Origin of the sequence: Streptococcus sanguinis SK1 = NCTC 7863 (assembly GCF_000194945.1) — a bacterium.
GTDB lineage: Bacteria > Bacillota > Bacilli > Lactobacillales > Streptococcaceae > Streptococcus > Streptococcus sanguinis.
In genome coordinates, this window is record NZ_GL878509.1 from 48429 (window position 1) to 65361 (window position 16933).

Genomic DNA, 16933 nt, shown 5'->3' on the forward strand with positions numbered 1-16933 from the left:
CACTAAAATTGCTAGTTTTTCCTGAAATTTTAAAGAATTACAGGGAGACACTCAGCCTCTTTAAGCGTCTCTAGTGGAAAAAGAAAAAGCTGACCAAAGCCAGCTTACTTGATGCGGAGAGAGGGACTTGAACCCTCACGACCTAAAGCGGTCACAGGATCCTTAGTCCTGCGCGTCTGCCAATTCCGCCATCCCCGCGATTGAGTACCTTACTAGTATAACAGGACAGCTAAGGCTTGTCAAGAAAATTTTTGACTTTATTTCAAAAAATCAACTTTCTACTCAATCAGCAAATTTAGGAAATCTAAGCGAAAATGAAGCTAAGGAAGGAACACCGAAAACTCAAGGTTGCTGAGTCGCAATAAAGACAGCCACCGTTTGGTCGGGATCGTATTTTTCAAAGTCAATAGTGTAGTCCCGATGAAGCTCACCTGTTTCTTCTGCCTGCCAAATCCTCTGCCAAGCATGAAGAATCGCTTGCGTATCTTCCTTATCCGCTTCAAATACTTGATAGGTCTGCTCGGATGTATCAAAATCATAGACGTCCCCATCTGTCAAACGACAGATAGAGAGGCTGTAGTCTCCTTTGTAATCACTAGCATAGTCATGATAGACAGCATAAACCGGTTCCCCTTGGGCAAAAGCTTCTTTCACCGCTTCCTCTTGTTCCTGCCAGAGAGCCTGGATTTTTTCTATACAATGCTCATCTTGAAAATTATTAGTACGAATACTAGCTAAAATGTTTAGAAACATCTTCTTCCCTCCTTTTGTTTTTTATTATAACATTTCTCTAAAAAAGTCGCTTAGGTCAGACAAAGCAAGTCTATCTATCCGAGCTCTTTTCTACCGCTGCTGTGACAAAGGCTGTATAAAGACCTTCAGGTCGGTTCGGTCGGCTAGAAAGCTCTGGGTGATACTGACAGGCTACGAAGAATTTATTTTCTGGGATTTCCACTATTTCGACCAAGCGATTGTCTGGTGAAACTCCTGAAAATACAAATCCAGCTGCCTCAAACTGCTCGCGGAAAGCATTGTTAAACTCATAACGATGACGGTGACGGCGCTGCACGACTTCTTGATAGTCGTAAGCCGCTGCTGCCTTAGAGCCACTCTTAAGTTTAGAAGGATAGAGCCCCAATCTCAGCGTTCCACCCAAGTCTTCGACATCAATCTGATCACGCATGAGGTCAATAATCGGATACGGTGTGTCTGGATTGAGCTCCGCTGAGTTGGCATCCGCCAATCCTAGGACATGACGGGCGAATTCGACACAGGTTAACTGCATGCCCAAACAAATCCCCAACATAGGCACATCCTGCTCACGCGCATAGCGGATTGCCTGAATCTTCCCCTCAGTTCCTCTCTGACCAAAGCCGCCCGGAACAATAATCCCATCCGCACTTCCAAGAAGCTCTGCTGCATTTTCAGCAGTTACCTGATTCGCATCGATCCAGTTAATCTTAACTTCCGCATCATTGGCATAGCCGGCATGCTTGAGCGCTTCGACAACTGAAATATAGGCATCTGGCAACTCGACATACTTGCCGACCAGAGCAATTCGGACCTGACTTTTCAGATTCATCACTTTTTCTACCATAGCTGACCACTCTGTCATATCTGCCGCCGGCGTATCCAGCTTCAGATGGTCACAGACGATCTGGTCCATCTTTTGCGCCTGCAAATTGAGAGGAATTTGGTAGAGATGCTCCACATCTAGTGACTCAATGACCGCCTCAGGCGCTACATCGCAGAATTGAGCCAGTTTATTTTTGATGTTTTGCCCAGCTGGCTCTTCTGTGCGGATGACCAGCATATTAGGCTGAATCCCCAGACCGCGCAACTCTTTGACAGAATGCTGAGTCGGCTTGGTCTTCATTTCTCCGGCTGCCTTGAGATAGGGCAGGAGGGTCGTATGGATATACATGACATTATCTGCACCGACGTCCGCCTTCATCTGGCGCAAAGCTTCTAAGAAAGGAAGAGACTCGATATCCCCCACTGTGCCACCGACCTCTGTGATAATCACATCCGAGTCCGTCGTCCGTGCAGCCCGCTTGATCTTGTCCTTGAGAGCATCTGTAATATGCGGAATGACTTGGACCGTCGCCCCCAGATACTCGCCTTTACGCTCCTTGCGTAGGACTTCGCTATAGATCTTACCAGTGGTGACATTGGAGTATTTATTGAGATTAATGTCAATAAAACGCTCATAGTGCCCCAGATCCAGATCCGTCTCGGCTCCATCATCTGTGACAAACACTTCCCCATGCTGGTAAGGGCTCATGGTGCCGGGATCAATGTTGATATAAGGGTCAAATTTCTGAATCGTAACCTTGAGGCCTCGATTCTTCAAAAGGCGGCCCAAGCTAGCTGCCACAATCCCTTTTCCGATAGAAGAAACCACACCACCGGTGACAAAAATATATTTAGTTGACATACGTGCTCCTTTTCATAAAACAATTCGTTCCAGCAAGCATCACAGTTGCTGAAATCTTATCTAGAGGAGGATTTTCCATAATCTGTCTGAAAAAGAAAAATAGCTCCCTGAAAACAGGAAGCTCTGACCTCTAAAAGAGGTGCCCGAACAGTATAATATCGCAAACCTAAAAAAATGTCAAATGTTTTCATTCGGTTTTCATTCATTCTCACCAATACTGATGACATGTGTTTCAAATTCTACATCGGGCATGCACTCTGCTAAATCGTGTCGGATTCCTTTCAAGATTTCCGACTTCTTATCTTAAAAATCTTCATGCTGTTTCTCACCATTCTGATAAGAATTCTGCCTGCCGATTATCATCCCTGATTTTTTTAACCTTTTGAATAAATAAAAATCTGATGATAAAACATAGGGCATTCAAGATAACAAACATATAAACAAAGGTCATCCAGTTGAGCTGGAATGGCATATAGTCACCTGTCTGAAGAGAAGTCATAATCTGGATATTCCTTGCAGCATAGATGGCCACAGGCAGAGTGAGCAAGAAAAGTAGATTGCTGATCACAATGTAGGGGTTAAGCAGGATACGATAAACCTCTCTCTCCTCATATCCTAGTAAATCAAACATCAATAGAGTCTTCATATTACCATTCAAGCCAATAAACACTGCTAGGTAAATCAATAAACATCCCGTTATGACACCGATACTTTGGTTGATAATAGCACTTGCTTTGTTGGCGGTCTGACTTCTTTGTACAGCTGATAATTTTTCCTCTAGGGAGCGAACTTTTCCTTCACCTTTTTCTTGAGGCTTATTGGTCAATCTACCATTAAAAATATCATTAGTCTCATCTACCATGACGGATGCTTGGTCTTTGGGAATATATATTGTCTTTAAATCAGCATTCTCCGCAAATCCAGCTATCTTTATCTGATGTTGCTTTCCCTTTACTCTTAGCTCTAGAGTATCCCCAACTTTAAGACCATAATTCTCTCGCAATTCAGGATTTACAAAGACACCTTGTGTGGGATCTAGAATTTCTCCCTTACTGTCAATGAGCTGAAACAAGTCATTTTGGTTGGTAAATGCAAGGGCATGATAAGCTATAGCTTCGCCTTTTATCATTAGCTCAACATCGTATCTCAGATAGGTTACAGAATCTGAAGCTGACCCAGCCTCCTCCTTTCGGTAGTTATCATAGCTGATATCATAAGAATAGTTCCGGCCTTCCTTCTGAGATTCAAGGATTTTAGAGGAGCTAAAAGTAAGAGACAGGCTTAAGACGAACATGATGCTAAACGTAACGATAGCAATCAACAGGAGACCTAAGGTGCTAAAATGATTTAGAGTTAGCTTAAATTTGAATTTATGCTTCATCGGCAGCTTTTGAATCAGCTTCTCCATCAAACCAGGACGGATGCTTTTTCCGTCAGTCTGTTTCATCATTAGAGCAAGGTCTGTCTTTCTCACCGTCAGTCCTGCCAGATAAGTAACAGCTCCTAAGAAAAGACTTAGGAAGAGGGTTCCCGTCATAACCGACTGCAGAGAAAGTCCTTTACTCAATCCTTGCACGAGATAGGTCTGGCTATTCGCAGAAAGGAGGATATCGGAAGCCCAGAAGCCCAAGACTAAGCCAAGCAAGGAACTGATTAAGGATAACCCGCAGATTAATAGCGCATAGCTTGCCAGCACACTGGAGAAAGAAAAGCCAAGGGACATCAGCTGGGCTAGCTGCACTCGATTTCTTTGGAGCGTCCCTCTGATGAATAAGAACAAAATGAGGGAGAATATGGCTACCATAGCGACAGTAATGTTTCTGATTAAGAGTTGATTACTTTTCAAAGCTGTGAAATAATTAGCCTCATTGCCTGATAATTGCTCTCCACCTAAACGAAGTAAATTGGCATCAATCGCGAAATGAACGAAGAAGTACATAAAGGAAGTGAAGATTATAATCAGAGATAGAATGGACACCATTGTCCTCTTAGCAAAAAAGTCTCTGGATAGATATTTAAACAGCAACCCCATATTAAATCTCCCAACTCATTTGATCCGGCGACAACTTCTCCATATTCATGTCGTCCCTAACAATACGGCCATCTTCCAAGAGCAGTATTCGGTCTGCTGTTCTGGCAATTTCTCGATTATGTGTCGTAAAAAGGATACTGGTTCCGTAGTTTTGCTTGATAACATGCAATAAAACAATAATGTTCTTACTATTTTCGCTGTCCAGAGCGCCAGTCGCCTCATCACAAAACAAAATAGTTGGTTTCTTGATCACAGCTCTGGCAATGCAGACCCTCTGCTGCTCACCGCCCGACAGCTGATGAGGATATTTGTTCAAAAACTTCTCAATTCCCAATAGCAAAGCCAATTCTTCTAAGTCTGCTGCCTCTGCGGCATACTTGCTGCCCAGTTGAATGTTCTCCTCCACTGTCAGATTAGGAATTAGCATATAGTGCTGAAAGACCAAACCAATGTCTTCTCTCCTAAACTTAGCCACTGCCGATTTGCTCAGCTGACCTATCTCCTTTCCTTTGTATAAGACCTGTCCAGAACTTGGTTTCAGTAGAGAAGATAGGATATTAAGCATCGTTGACTTTCCTGAGCCGCTGTGACCCAAGATTGCTACAAACTGCCCCTGATCAATTTTTAGATCCGTATTCTGCAGGACATACTCATCCTCATATTTTTTGCTGATTGATTTAGCTTCTAATAGTGTTTCTGTCATCGCACGCTCCTTTTCTTTTTTTATTATACCATTTTTTATTGAGTAATGTCTCCTATTTTCAGAAAAGCAAACTGTGCTCATTTCTCATTATTTCAACCACGACTCTGACAAAAGAAATCAAAAGCATGCAAAAAAGCTCCCTAAAAACAGGAAGCTGCTAGTCAGTGAAAATCAAAATTGGAAAGCCTATTCCAGTTAATTTTCCTCAATACTGATGACATGTGTTTCAAATTCTAAATCAGGCATGCACTCTGCTAAATCGTGTCGGATTCGTTCCAAGGCTGCCAGACGCATTTCGACAGAGGTATTGGCATTCCCCTGAATGATGAAAATGGCATCCTTGGTCTCCTCATCAAACTTATAATACTCGCTGTCACGAACATCCAGCCAAGCCAAAATGCCTTTCGCATCCCGATAAACATAGTCCGTCTTGGCAACATGCTTCTCCTTGGACAAAATAGGCAGAAAAACATCTTCCTTTTGGCTTACGGTGAATTCTACCTGACCTTCAATCTTATCAAAATCATGCCCACCAATAGCCAGTAAAGAATGCAGGGCTTCAACGTTATAAATATCAATAATGCTATTAATATGAGGGAGCGAGCCTCGATGCTGGATATTGCGAATCAGAGCAGGAACCGTCGGAGGATTTTTCTTGACACTGCGACCCACGCGCTGGAGTATTTCTATATAACCTTGAACCACTGGCGACTCAAGCACCTCATCCAAGTCGCAAGCCAGAGCCCAGCCTTCCATTTCCTTTTTCTTTTTTAGAAATGAGGAAGACAGTTCTGCATGAGGATTGACATTCTTGGCAATCCCGATAACGACACTTTTTATGCCTAGTTCATCCAGACTCTTATCAATAACAAATTTCATAACAGCCTTCCTCCATCTTTTCTTTATTAAATTTTATTAGTATTCTACACCTTCCGGACTTATATTTCAAGGAATATTAAAAGAAACAAAGGATTTCGTCCCTTGTTTCTTTTGGTTGATTTATTCTTCCTCTTCGGTCTCCGTGTCTTCGTCAGAGTAGTCGTCATCTTCTTCGTTAAGTTCGACTTCTTCACCTAGATCATCTGGAGCGATTTCGTTGATTTCAGCATCATAAGCTTCCACTTCATTCTTCTCATCGTCTGGATTTTCCTCATCGTATGAGAGAGCAGGATCTGCTTCGTAGCCGTCCTCATCTTCTGGATCGTCATCGCTGTAGTCAATGGCATCCTCGTCGCCATCCATAAAGGCATTGACGCGCTTCTTCTTGCGTTTCTTAGGTGCGTCGTCCTCATCAGTCTCTTCCAAAGCAATGATTTCTTCATCCACTTCGTCGATAGCATACCATGAACGCAGGCCCCATTTATTATCCCCCAGCGGAATAAAGCTGCCGTCTACATTGAGTTCTGTGTAGAATAAAGGCAGAGCATCACGAATCTCACTGTTTGATTTTTCCAGATAGTTTTGAATTTCATTGACCAGATCATTAAAATACATCTCATGGTCGCGGCCGCGGGCTTCCAAAATGGCACGCGCCACTTCAATCATAGAAAGCTCACTTTTTTCCTGTCCAGCAAATACTTCTAATTCCAAAGTTGATCTCCTTTAAGATTAAGTAAAGGCTTGTCGCCCTCTTGCAATTTTTCGCTACTTTCTATTGTACGATAAATTTCTATTTTCGTCAAAAGAAAATCCAGGAAAAATCACGGAACAAGTACAAAAGAAACTAGTGCATTTATACACTAGTTTCAAATGATATCGTTTTGAATGATGAAGCTTATTTCACTTTCGCAGTGCTAGTAATCACTTCGACAGCTTTCTTGATAGCAATGTCGTGTTTCAGCATATCTTCTGACAGCAATTGACGAACACGGTCTACTTCCATGTTGTAGTCTGTAGCCAATGAAGTTACTTCTGCTTCGATTTCTTCTGCGCTAGCTTCAAAACCTTCTGCCTTAGCAACTGCTTCTACGACAAGGTTTGTCTTAGTGCGTGACTCAGCATCTGCTTCGTATTGCTTGTGCAGGTCTTCCTGAGTAGTGCCAGTGATTTGGAAGTACATGTCAGGTGAGATTCCTTGGCGTTGCATGTTGCCCAAGAATTCATTAACAGCACGGTGCACTTCTTCGTGGATCATTTCTGCTGGCAAGTCAACGATTTCCGAGTTTGCTACTGCTTGATCAATAGCTGCTGCTTCTACCGCATCCTTATAAGCTGTTTCCTTAGCTTCTGACAATTCTTTGCGGTACTTTTCTTTCAGCTCGTCAAGAGTTTCCACTTCTTCGTCGATATCTTTTGCAAGTTCATCGTCCAATGCTGGAACTTCTTTTTCTTTAACTTCGTGAATAGTTGTCACAAACTTAGCTTCCTTGCCTGCCAAGTCTTCTGCTTGGTAGTCTTCTGGGAAGGTTACGACAACATCCACTGTTTCACCTGCACTGTGGCCAACCAACTGCTCTTCAAATCCTGGGATGAATTGACCGCTACCCAGTCCAAGTGAGAAGTTGTCACCCTTGCCGCCGTCAAATTCAACGCCGTCAACAGATCCAACAAAGTCAATCACAACTGTATCACCATCAGCTGCTGGACCTTCTTTGAGAACCAACTCAGCCAAGTTGTTGCGCTCACGCTCAATGCGCTCATCTACTTCAGCGTCAGTCACTTCTTTAGTAGCTTCAACAGTTACTTCCAAGTCTTTGTAAGCACCCAGCTTAACTTCTGGCTTAGTGACTACTTCAGCTTTGATGACCCAGTCTTGGCCTTTTTCCATAGACTCGACATCAAACTGAGGCTGAGCAACTACTTCGATACCCGCTTCTTTGACAGCCGCTTCGTATGCTTCTGGAAGAAGAGCGTTCAAAGCATCTTGGTAAAGGGCTTCTTCACCAAAACGTTGGTTGAAGATAGCACGTGGAAGGTGACCTTTACGGAAACCTGGTACAGCAATATCTTTTTTTACTGACTTAAATACACGGTCCAAGGCAGGCTTGATTTTCTCTTGACTGATGCTAAAAGTCAAAAGACCGCGATTTGTTTCTTTGTTTTCAAATGATACAGACATTCTGTCATTTCTCCTTAAAATTTATTGAATACAACCCATTATAGCATAATTAGAGTTTTTTTCAAAATTATTTTTCCTTTTATCCCTTCCTGATCTTATCCTCAGTATAGGCCGCTCTGGCGCCGCCAATTAGCTTGGGACGGCTGGCTAAAGCCGTGACATGGGCAGCTCCCAATTCCTTGAGAATCGGTCGGATAGGAATCTGCACATGCTTGACATGCATGCCGATAGCAGTATCGCCAATATCCAGCCCCGCCTGAGCGACAATAAACTCTACCTCGACAGGATCTTTCATGTATTGGAAAGCCGCTAGCTGACCACTGCCTCCAGCATGAAGAGTAGGCAGAACATTGACTATCTCCAAATCCTTCTTGTCAGCCAAGGCTCTTTCGACTACGAGGGCGCGATTGAGATGCTCACATCCCTGAACTGCTAGAAAGATACCCTTCTCTTCTAAGATATCCAGTATGGTTTTGACAATAACCTGTCCGACTTCCAGACTGGAATTCTGACCGATATGACCTCCGACAACCTCACTGGAGGATAGACCCAGAACAAAAATATCTCCTTCAACCAAGGCAGCCTTATCCAAAACATCTAGAACAATCTGACGAGTTTCTGCTCCAATCTTAGCTAAGTCCATTTCCCACCTCACTTATTTCACTGTGACTGTCTTTTTCAAACTCTCCGGGAAAGCTTTGTAGAGGGCAAAACCGACTGCTAAACCAAATGCATTCTGCATAAAATTACTTAAGATTTCGGCTAGGGCAGCCCCGACACCATTCATGATACTACCAAAGAGGGCATAGCCACCGACCATAGCCACTGCGGCCAAGACCAGGCCAAGGTAGCGTTTCTTGCCCTCAAAGCCAGCAAAGAATCCCTGAAGTCCGTGGCAAATCAGACTGAAAATCATCCACTGGGGATAGCCGGCAATCATATCAATCAAAAAGCCTGAAAGGCCTCCGACAATAGCCGCTTCCTTGCGGCCAAAGTAGAAGGCTGTAAAATAAATCCCTGCATCCAGCAGTGTCAAAAATCCTGTCGGAGTTGGGATTTTTAAAAAATTCCCCAAAACCACTGATAGAGCTGTGATGAAAGCTAAGATAACTAATTTTTTAACTTGATTATTTCTCATACTGAACTACCCCATATTGATCTGAGCGCTGAATCGCTCGGTAAACAAAATCTTTAGAAATTTGAACTGCTGCAAGCGGAGACTTGCCTAGAAGCAGCTGACTGGCAATGCTGGAAGCAAATGTGCAACCCGCTCCGGTATTGTTGCTGGCCAGCACTAGCGATTCCATGACCTCAAAATCGCGTCCGTCATAGTAAACATCCACCGCTCGCTCCTTACTTAAGCGATTGCCGCCCTTAATCACCACATGCTTAGCTCCCAAATCATAGAGCTCCTTGGCTGCAGCCCGCATATCCTCCAGAGTTTTGATTTCTTTTTGGGTCAATAGCTGAGCTTCTGCCAGATTTGGCGTGATGATGCTGACATAAGGGAAAAACTTGATGATTTCTTCTCTAAGTGCACTGACTTCCAAGTCATGATTTTCCTTGCAGACCAGAACAGGATCCAGAACTACTGGTATATCCGCATGCTGCCTGACAAAAGCCAATGCCTGCTCTGCTATTTCCAGATTGGGTAAAAGTCCTATCTTAATAGCAGAAAAAGGAACATCTTTGAGACTGGCTAACTGCTGGGCAAAAACCTCTTCCTCAACTGGAATGACCTCAAATCCCTTATCAGTCATGGCTGTCAGGCAAGTCACAGCTACGAATCCATGCAGACCATTGACCGTGTAGGTAGCCAAATCAGCGTGCAGTCCGCCGCCGCTGAAAATATCATTGCCCGAAAGGGCTAAAATCAACTTATTCTTCATAACGAATCTCCTTTAGATAGAGGCCGTTTGGACCGGCTGTTGGTCCTGCCAGATGGCGATCTTTCTCCGCTAAAATCCTCTGAATCTGCTCTACCAGCATGCGCTTATTGCCAATCTTGAGCAGGGTACCGACCATATTACGGATCTGCTTGTAGAGAAAGCCATTGCCCGAAAAAGTAAAGACTAGAAAATTCCGCTCTGCATCATAGCGGACCTTGGCCTCGGTGATGGTCCGAACCTTGTCTTCCACGCTGGTTCCCGAAGCCGTAAATCCTGTAAAATCATGCGTCCCCTCTAGCTGAGCAATCGCTTCTTCTATCAGACCCAGCTCCAAAGGATATGGATAATGCGTGGCATAATGGCGCATCATAGGATTTTTAGGCCGGCCGATGTCCACCAAAAATTCATAGGTTTTGCTGTGCTTATTGTAGCGAGAATGAAAATCATCTGATACCTGCTCCACACTAATAAAATCAATATCTTCCGGCGTCTGGGTATCCAAGGCGAAACGTAATTTTTCTTCATCCCGCTCTTCCGGTAAATCAAAATGCAGCACCTGGCCCAGGGCGTGAACACCGCTGTCGGTCCGACCCGCTCCATGAATCACCACAGGCTGGCCTTTATTGATACGGGTCAGGGTCTTTTCAATCTCTTCCTGAACACTTCTGGCATGGGGCTGTCGCTGAAAACCAGCAAAGCCATAACCATCATAGGATATAATCGCTTTATAACGTGTCATGTGTTTATTTTAGCAGGAAAAAAAGCCCCCAGCAAGCCCTAAAAGCAGGAACTGTCCGGGGACAGATTTTTATGAAAATACCGTATAAGAATTAGGGATAATCGATACTGTTTGTTGCCGTTATGCAACAAAAAAACCCATCTGAATCATACTGTCAGTGACGACACAAACAGAACAAATTCAAATGGGTTATTGATTACATATTGCTAAAGGTCATTATTTGCAGCTACTCATGTAGGCAATTAAACACTTTTTCTTAGGAACCCCAAATGGAGTTTTCATCCATAAAGCTGTTGGTGTTCTTGAGCAACTGCGTAAAGACAGCATACTTGAAGTCCTTGGTTGCACGTTCATCGACACGAGACTTCTTCAGATCCTTGTCAACAGCTTCTGCAAAGCCAGCTTTCAGCTCTTCATAAGTACTATAGACTTTTCCGTTGACAGTCACTGGCTTAATACCTGAGGTTTGTGCTTTATCTACAACTTTTCTGAAGTAAGCTTTCTTGAAGGCTTCCATTGTTTCAAATTCGCCTTCAGAAATTTGCTTGATGATAAAGTTATCGCTCAAACCAGTCACCCCTTGCTCATTGGCTGTCTTACGGTGTTTATTGGAAGCATAGCTTACAAAGCCTTTTTCATAGCCATAGTAACCCCAGATTCTGAAGGTATTATGCTTGAACATCAAGGCACCCGGCGCTCCAGTATTGTTTTGACCACCACCATAGATACCTGTCATAAAGTCGATCGCAATGTAACTAGAGTCATAGTCAGCAGGGTTATAAGTTCGATTGTCAACCGCACGGTTAGACAGCAAGCCTTGGTCAACCAAGTCCTCTACAGAAGAGACTGACATGGCCGCTTTCTCCTCTGCCGTTAACTCTCTCACGACATCATATTGAGTCCGAGCATCTACAACCTTCGGCTCAATCTTCTTGAACCATTTAGCTGCGGCTTCATTTCCTCTATCCACAACCGCTTGGCCCTCAAGGTAATCCAGCAGCATGAGAGTATCATTATACCCCTTCATGTAATGGTCGATGTCTGCTCGGTTCTTGAAGAGTCTTGGCGAGCTATTGAAAATGAGACTGCCATCATTTGGACGATCAAAGGCCATATTGAGACCCAGAGCACCCCAACCTGGCTGACCAGGAACAGGTGATTGGAGCAACCCTTGGGCATAGCCTTCTGGTCCGATACCTTGTCGTCTGCCATGTCCGCCCAGATAAATATCTCTATCGTTGACGTGGGTGAGCTCGTGCGTGAAGACGGACACACCGTATTCCGTCAAGAGGTCAAAGGCCTCGAAGTTCACACGGATTGAACCGGCAGCGTGGGCACCATAGCCATTTGACTTGTACCAGCCACCAGCTCTTCCTCCAACCAGGTTAAAGAACTCACGTGATGGAGCATAAGGATTGCCCTTATTATCATTTCCGTTGACATCAATCCAGCCACGTCCTTCGACATCAAAACCATCCCATACAGCCGTCACATTTTGCTTTACCATTCTGGACTTGATATCATCTGAGAGCAGTTTGTACCAAGTATCTACGTGATTTCGATGCTGGGTCGCTACTTCCTTGATGCCCGCATTAAATCGTTCATCAGACCATGACCGGCGCTTGTCTCTGTTGACAAAGGCCATCGTGCTATAGTTTGACAGAATGGCTAAGCGCGTATTCTTCAAGGTTAGAAGCGGGAGGATATAGTTGCTGAAATATTCAGAGTTGAGGTTATCAAAGACGCGATACTTAGCAGACTTAATCTCCTCGACTTCTGATTGGCGTTCTTCAAACTGAATAAAGCCTCGGGTTGCGTCCTTGAACCAAGAATCCATATCAGCAAAGTCAGTCAAAAGACGACGGTTGTAATCCAAGTAAGCGACCAAATCACTAGACTTGGACTCAGCCTTCAACTGACGCGCAAACATATTGACATTGTCTGCCCCTTTCAGTTGATTTTCTGTCGAACGACCAATCTTAATCAAGCGATCCAGCAATGACACTTTTTCACCATAGAAGTCAGGTTTGAAGAGTACTAGCTCCTTGAGGTTATAGTCGCCAAATTTGAGATCGTAATAACGGTTGAGGTAGGTCAGACCGAGCATGATAGCCGTCTTGTTCTCTTCGATTTTAGCTTTCAGAGCTTCGTTGGCTGCTGGATTATCAGCATGGAATCTTGTCCATTCATTAGCCAAGAGCTTACCAAGCATATCCTGCAAGTTGGCTTTCACTTCAGCCAGAGATTCATCTAGGAAGAGACGCTTCACTTTGTTGACCTTGTCATTATCATTAGGCAGACCAACAGAACGATAGACTTCATCACTATACAGTTCAAAGCTCTTCAAGCTCTCAGTCAGCTGAGTCAGCAAGTCTTCTTTGACTGCGGTTGAGTGATTTGGAGTATAGACCGTACCAAGCTCTGCGATTTGATATTCTGGCAGGGCAGTCTGCTCAAATCGTGCTTGATTTTGAAGATTGAAGATGGTCTTGCTTCCGTCTGCAAAATGGACTAAGATCTTATCTGCATCCGTTCCGCCAGTAACAAATTGGTTGCCTTTCAGGGCTTGAACTGATAGAACTTTCTTAGTCAACAGGTCGCCCGCCTTACCAGCATCCACCAGCTTATTGGCCTCATGAATCAAGAACTCTTGGTTGTAGAAAGGCATAAAGCGCTCGAGGTTCTGATAAAGCTGTTCATTTTCTGCCTTGTAACCTGGCTTATCTTGATAAGTACTTGTTCTCAGGATAGCAGCATTTAGCTTCTCAGTTGTTACTTCATTTGCGCTGGTTTGCTCAAGAGCCGTAATCTGATAGCTCTTGACTTTTTGCTCAGCTTCTGCTTCTGTCAAGCGACGGAACTTAGCATCTTTACCTGTCTTGGTTCCAGAGCTTTGTCCCTGAACACCAAAGAGGTTTTGGAGTTTTTGTCCCATCCAAGCATCGGTAATCTCATTATCTGAGCTAAAGAGCTCTTTACCGTTCACTACCGTTGCATAGCTGACAGTGTCATTGATGGTTCCATACGGCCAAATGGAAGCAGCGATACCAGCTGAATTTCTTGAGCCTGCATCCTCTAACTTACCTTTGGCAACTGATTGCATCAATCTGCCCCAGTTACCCCAGCCTGAACCTGAATAGTCAGTGAAGTTTTGAGCGACCAGCATACCTGCATTTTGGCCACTCTTAACCCAAATATCCGCTTCAACGTAGGCACGTTTCACCAAGGACATGGCGTTGGTTCCAGCGATACCAGCTGTTACAGAATTTCCGCCTTTAGACTTAATCTGACCCTTAAAGGAGACATTTTCAACTCGAGATTGGCCTTCTATATTGTTAACCAGACCGGCTATATGGTCTCTTCCTTCCAAGTATCCTTGTACATTGACGTTTTCGATTACTCCTTTATTCTTCAAGCGGGCAGCAATTGTCGCAATTGTATCGCCCGCTTGCGAATCTGGATAAACCATATTGACCCGCTTAAAGTCAATATCCTTGACCGTTCCGCCAGTAATCGTATCAAATAAAGGATGCGCCAAGTCTAAAATCGCATGGCGCTCGCCATTTTGACCGCCAATCAGCTGACCTTTGAACTCACCTGGCAAGTAAGATTTGCTGTTGGCAGGTTTGTCAATCAGCTTGGCACTGATACTGCGGCCCAAAATAAAGGTTCCAGAAGGATCTTCCTTGATACCGTCCAAAAGATCTTGGAAGTCATAGTAGACATTTCCTTCACGCTTCTTAGCCTTTTCCAGATAGAAATCAAAGCTGTTTTGAAGACCAGTTGCGCTTCTTTGCAGCAAGTCTGGCAGCTGAGCCTGAATCTTGAAGACAGGCTGGTTATCAACGACCACTTCCTCAATAGAGGTAACTGGTAGGACAGTGTCCTTGAACTGGTCGGATGTAAAGTGCAGATAATATTGGTCCAGATTTGCTGGCTTTTCAGCCAGAGTAGGCATCAATTTTGTCTGGCCATTTTCAACCTTCATCAAAGCGACATTAGTGATGGACTTGAGTTCTACCTTCTTCAGGTCAAGCTGGACTGTCTCTTGAGCTAATTCCTGACTTTCAGAGCCATTTCCTAAGTCATAAGACAGAGTCGTCTCAATCTTATATGGTGTATAGTAGTCCAAACCACTGAAGCTAGCAGTCAACTGGCCTGCCGCCAAGTTCTGCTCTGCTATCAGCTGGCCATCCTTCTTCAGACGAACATGAGCACTAGTAAAGGCTTGATCCCTGTCCGTCAGCTGGTATTGAATCTGAACTGATTTCTGCAATTCATCCTTCTTAACCGCTGAAACAGTCAGAGTTGGTGCTGCTTTAAGGGCCAATAAGTCGGACAAAGCTTGCTTAAGTTGGTTGACACCCGCATCTATTTCATCTTGACTTGACGAAGTTTGATAAACCGTCGCAGCCATATTCTTAATTGCTTGCAGCTGCTGATAGGATTGATTGGTGTAAACTCCTGGATCTACAGCCGCTGCTAAAGCTAGCTGCTTGCTCAATTCTTCTTTATTGATGCGAGCCTTGCTACCCCGAGTGACCACTGTATCAACTGCTTCATGCAAGATTCTTTCAGTTATTTGCGGCTCTGATATGCGATTACCACCCAAGACTTCATAGCTGGTAACAATTTCTTTTTGTCCTGGAGTTCCATCGACAGTGGTCTCCTCATCAAGATACTTGCTATCATCTGTCTTGTTGACAACTTGAGGTTCAATCGTTTCTAGCTTGATGTCTGTATGCAGACTAGGCTGTTCTGGCTGAACTGTTGACTCACCATTAACGCCACCTGTGTATTCTGGCAAAGCTGGCTCAACTGGAGCCACGTCACTAACTGTAGCTACTGGAGCATCATAGACTGGATTGTCTGCTTGAACTGCCGATTCGCCGTTAACGCCGCCTGTATATTCTGGGAGGGCGGGCTCAACCGGAGCCACGTCACTAACTGTAGCTACTGGAGCATCATAGACCGGATTGTCTGCTTGAACTAGCGATTCGCCATTAACTCCGCCTGTGTATTCTGGGAGGGCTGGCTCGACTGGGGCTGTGTCTCCAACTGTACCAACTGGAGCAGTATAGACTGGAGTTTCCGCTTGAACTAGCGACTCACCGTTCACAGCACCGCTGTACTCTGGCAAGGCAGGTTCTTGTAAACTTTCCCCTTTTGCCGTTTCTATAGGTGGATTTGACGGCTGAGGAGCTGGACTAGGATTTGGAGTTGGAGCTGGAGTTGGAGTTGGAAGATTCCCTATCTGGCCAGAATCACTTTCATCAGGATTCAGCTGATACTGCAACCCTGCCTGAGCAGCTCGATCAATAGAATCAGAATCCTCTTTTGCAGCTTCTGATAATTCTGCTTGCGCTTGAGCCTCTTGACCAGCCGGCAGAGAGGTTGTCTTGGTCTCTGTCAAAGTACGCAAATCAGAAGCTGTAAAGTAACCGATATAGTTATAGCCTGCAATGGTCACATCCGCTTCAGAGACTGTTGACGAAACCGCAACTTGACGGTTATATGAAAGCAATTCCCGATTTTCTAGCGCAAACGCTTGAGGAGACTGTAACACAGTTTGTCCCAAACTACCTAGCAAAAGCACTCCTAGTAACTTACCAGATTTCTTTCGTGAGAATACCAAGACAGCCAAAATAGCCGTTCCCGCAAATAAGCCGAGAAGCGGCTGACCGTTATTTCCTGTACTCGGCAAGACAGTTTGCCCATCTTGCTTCCGATAAATCAGGTAATAATTTTCCCCTGTTTGCAGATTTTCAGGCAGACCTTTCTTAATCAGCCCTTTTTCCTGCTCTGTTAGCTCTTGCTCTTCAACATAAGTATAGTGAGCAGTCGCACCGCCTCCAACTTCATCCGCAGCAACAGTCGAACTGGACAAAGAGCTCCCAAAAATCAGAGCTGCAATGGCAACTGAGCCCACACCGACAGACAATTTGCGAATCGAATATTTCTGAATTCGCTCCTGCACTTTTTCAAAACGTTTCACTTTATAAATCCCCTTTTTCCTAAAATGTATAAAGTTAATCTCCCATTATCTTCCTAACCAACTCCCCAGCAGGCTAAAAA

At 44.3% G+C, this 16933-nt stretch carries 12 protein-coding genes, 1 tRNA gene and 1 pseudogene; all 14 read right to left on the reverse strand.

The genetic code is table 11. From position 1 onward, the window contains the following. Window positions 1-112 precede the first annotated feature (112 nt). A tRNA-Leu gene (locus tag HMPREF9378_RS03495) sits at window positions 113-198 on the reverse strand. 144 nt (window positions 199-342) lie between these two features. After that, window positions 343-753 (reverse strand): GyrI-like domain-containing protein, encoded by a 411-nt coding sequence (locus HMPREF9378_RS03490; RefSeq protein WP_002913977.1) that lies wholly within the window; start codon window positions 751-753, stop codon window positions 343-345. A 70-nt stretch (window positions 754-823) separates the two neighbouring features. Continuing rightward, a complete protein-coding gene (locus tag HMPREF9378_RS03485; RefSeq protein ID WP_002913980.1) occupies window positions 824-2437 on the reverse strand; it encodes a CTP synthase in 1614 nt (537 codons plus the stop codon). A gap of 198 nt (window positions 2438-2635) precedes the next feature. Continuing rightward, window positions 2636-2722 (reverse strand): annotated as a pseudogene (locus tag HMPREF9378_RS11920) (B3/B4 domain-containing protein); the annotation flags it as partial. A 40-nt stretch (window positions 2723-2762) separates the two neighbouring features. Further along, a complete protein-coding gene (locus HMPREF9378_RS03480; RefSeq protein ID WP_002913984.1) occupies window positions 2763-4469 on the reverse strand; it encodes an FtsX-like permease family protein in 1707 nt (568 codons plus the stop codon). A gap of 1 nt (window position 4470) precedes the next feature. Beyond that, entirely contained in the window at window positions 4471-5172 is a 702-nt protein-coding gene (locus HMPREF9378_RS03475; RefSeq protein WP_023917205.1) for an ABC transporter ATP-binding protein, read from the reverse strand. 195 nt (window positions 5173-5367) lie between these two features. Then, window positions 5368-6051 carry a B3/B4 domain-containing protein gene (locus HMPREF9378_RS03470; protein ID WP_002913989.1) on the reverse strand — a complete coding sequence of 228 codons (684 nt, stop codon included), beginning with the start codon at window positions 6049-6051 and terminating at the stop codon, window positions 5368-5370. Between the two features lie 120 nt (window positions 6052-6171). Continuing rightward, on the reverse strand, window positions 6172-6762 hold the full coding sequence (gene rpoE / locus HMPREF9378_RS03465) for a DNA-directed RNA polymerase subunit delta (protein ID WP_002898937.1): 591 nt from the start codon (window positions 6760-6762) through the stop codon (window positions 6172-6174). Between the two features lie 184 nt (window positions 6763-6946). Continuing rightward, window positions 6947-8230 (reverse strand): trigger factor, encoded by a 1284-nt coding sequence (gene tig, locus HMPREF9378_RS03460; RefSeq protein ID WP_002913990.1) that lies wholly within the window; start codon window positions 8228-8230, stop codon window positions 6947-6949. Window positions 8231-8309: 79 nt separating this feature from the next. Further along, window positions 8310-8873, reverse strand: a complete 564-nt coding sequence (locus tag HMPREF9378_RS03455) for a TIGR01440 family protein (protein WP_023917207.1) — start codon at window positions 8871-8873, stop codon at window positions 8310-8312. A 12-nt stretch (window positions 8874-8885) separates the two neighbouring features. Continuing rightward, the gene (locus HMPREF9378_RS03450) at window positions 8886-9368 is read right to left on the reverse strand and encodes an ECF transporter S component (protein WP_002898943.1); all 483 of its coding nucleotides are present in this window, start codon (window positions 9366-9368) and stop codon (window positions 8886-8888) included. Continuing rightward, window positions 9358-10119, reverse strand: a complete 762-nt coding sequence (locus tag HMPREF9378_RS03445; RefSeq protein ID WP_002902367.1) for a bifunctional hydroxymethylpyrimidine kinase/phosphomethylpyrimidine kinase — start codon at window positions 10117-10119, stop codon at window positions 9358-9360. Before HMPREF9378_RS03445 ends, HMPREF9378_RS03450 begins: the two co-directional genes overlap by 11 nt. Further along, a complete protein-coding gene (truA, locus tag HMPREF9378_RS03440; RefSeq protein WP_002902366.1) occupies window positions 10109-10858 on the reverse strand; it encodes a tRNA pseudouridine(38-40) synthase TruA in 750 nt (249 codons plus the stop codon). Before truA ends, HMPREF9378_RS03445 begins: the two co-directional genes overlap by 11 nt. 256 nt (window positions 10859-11114) lie before the next feature. Next, window positions 11115-16853 (reverse strand): ZmpA/ZmpB/ZmpC family metallo-endopeptidase, encoded by a 5739-nt coding sequence (locus tag HMPREF9378_RS03435; RefSeq protein ID WP_002913999.1) that lies wholly within the window; start codon window positions 16851-16853, stop codon window positions 11115-11117. Window positions 16854-16933 lie beyond the last annotated feature (80 nt).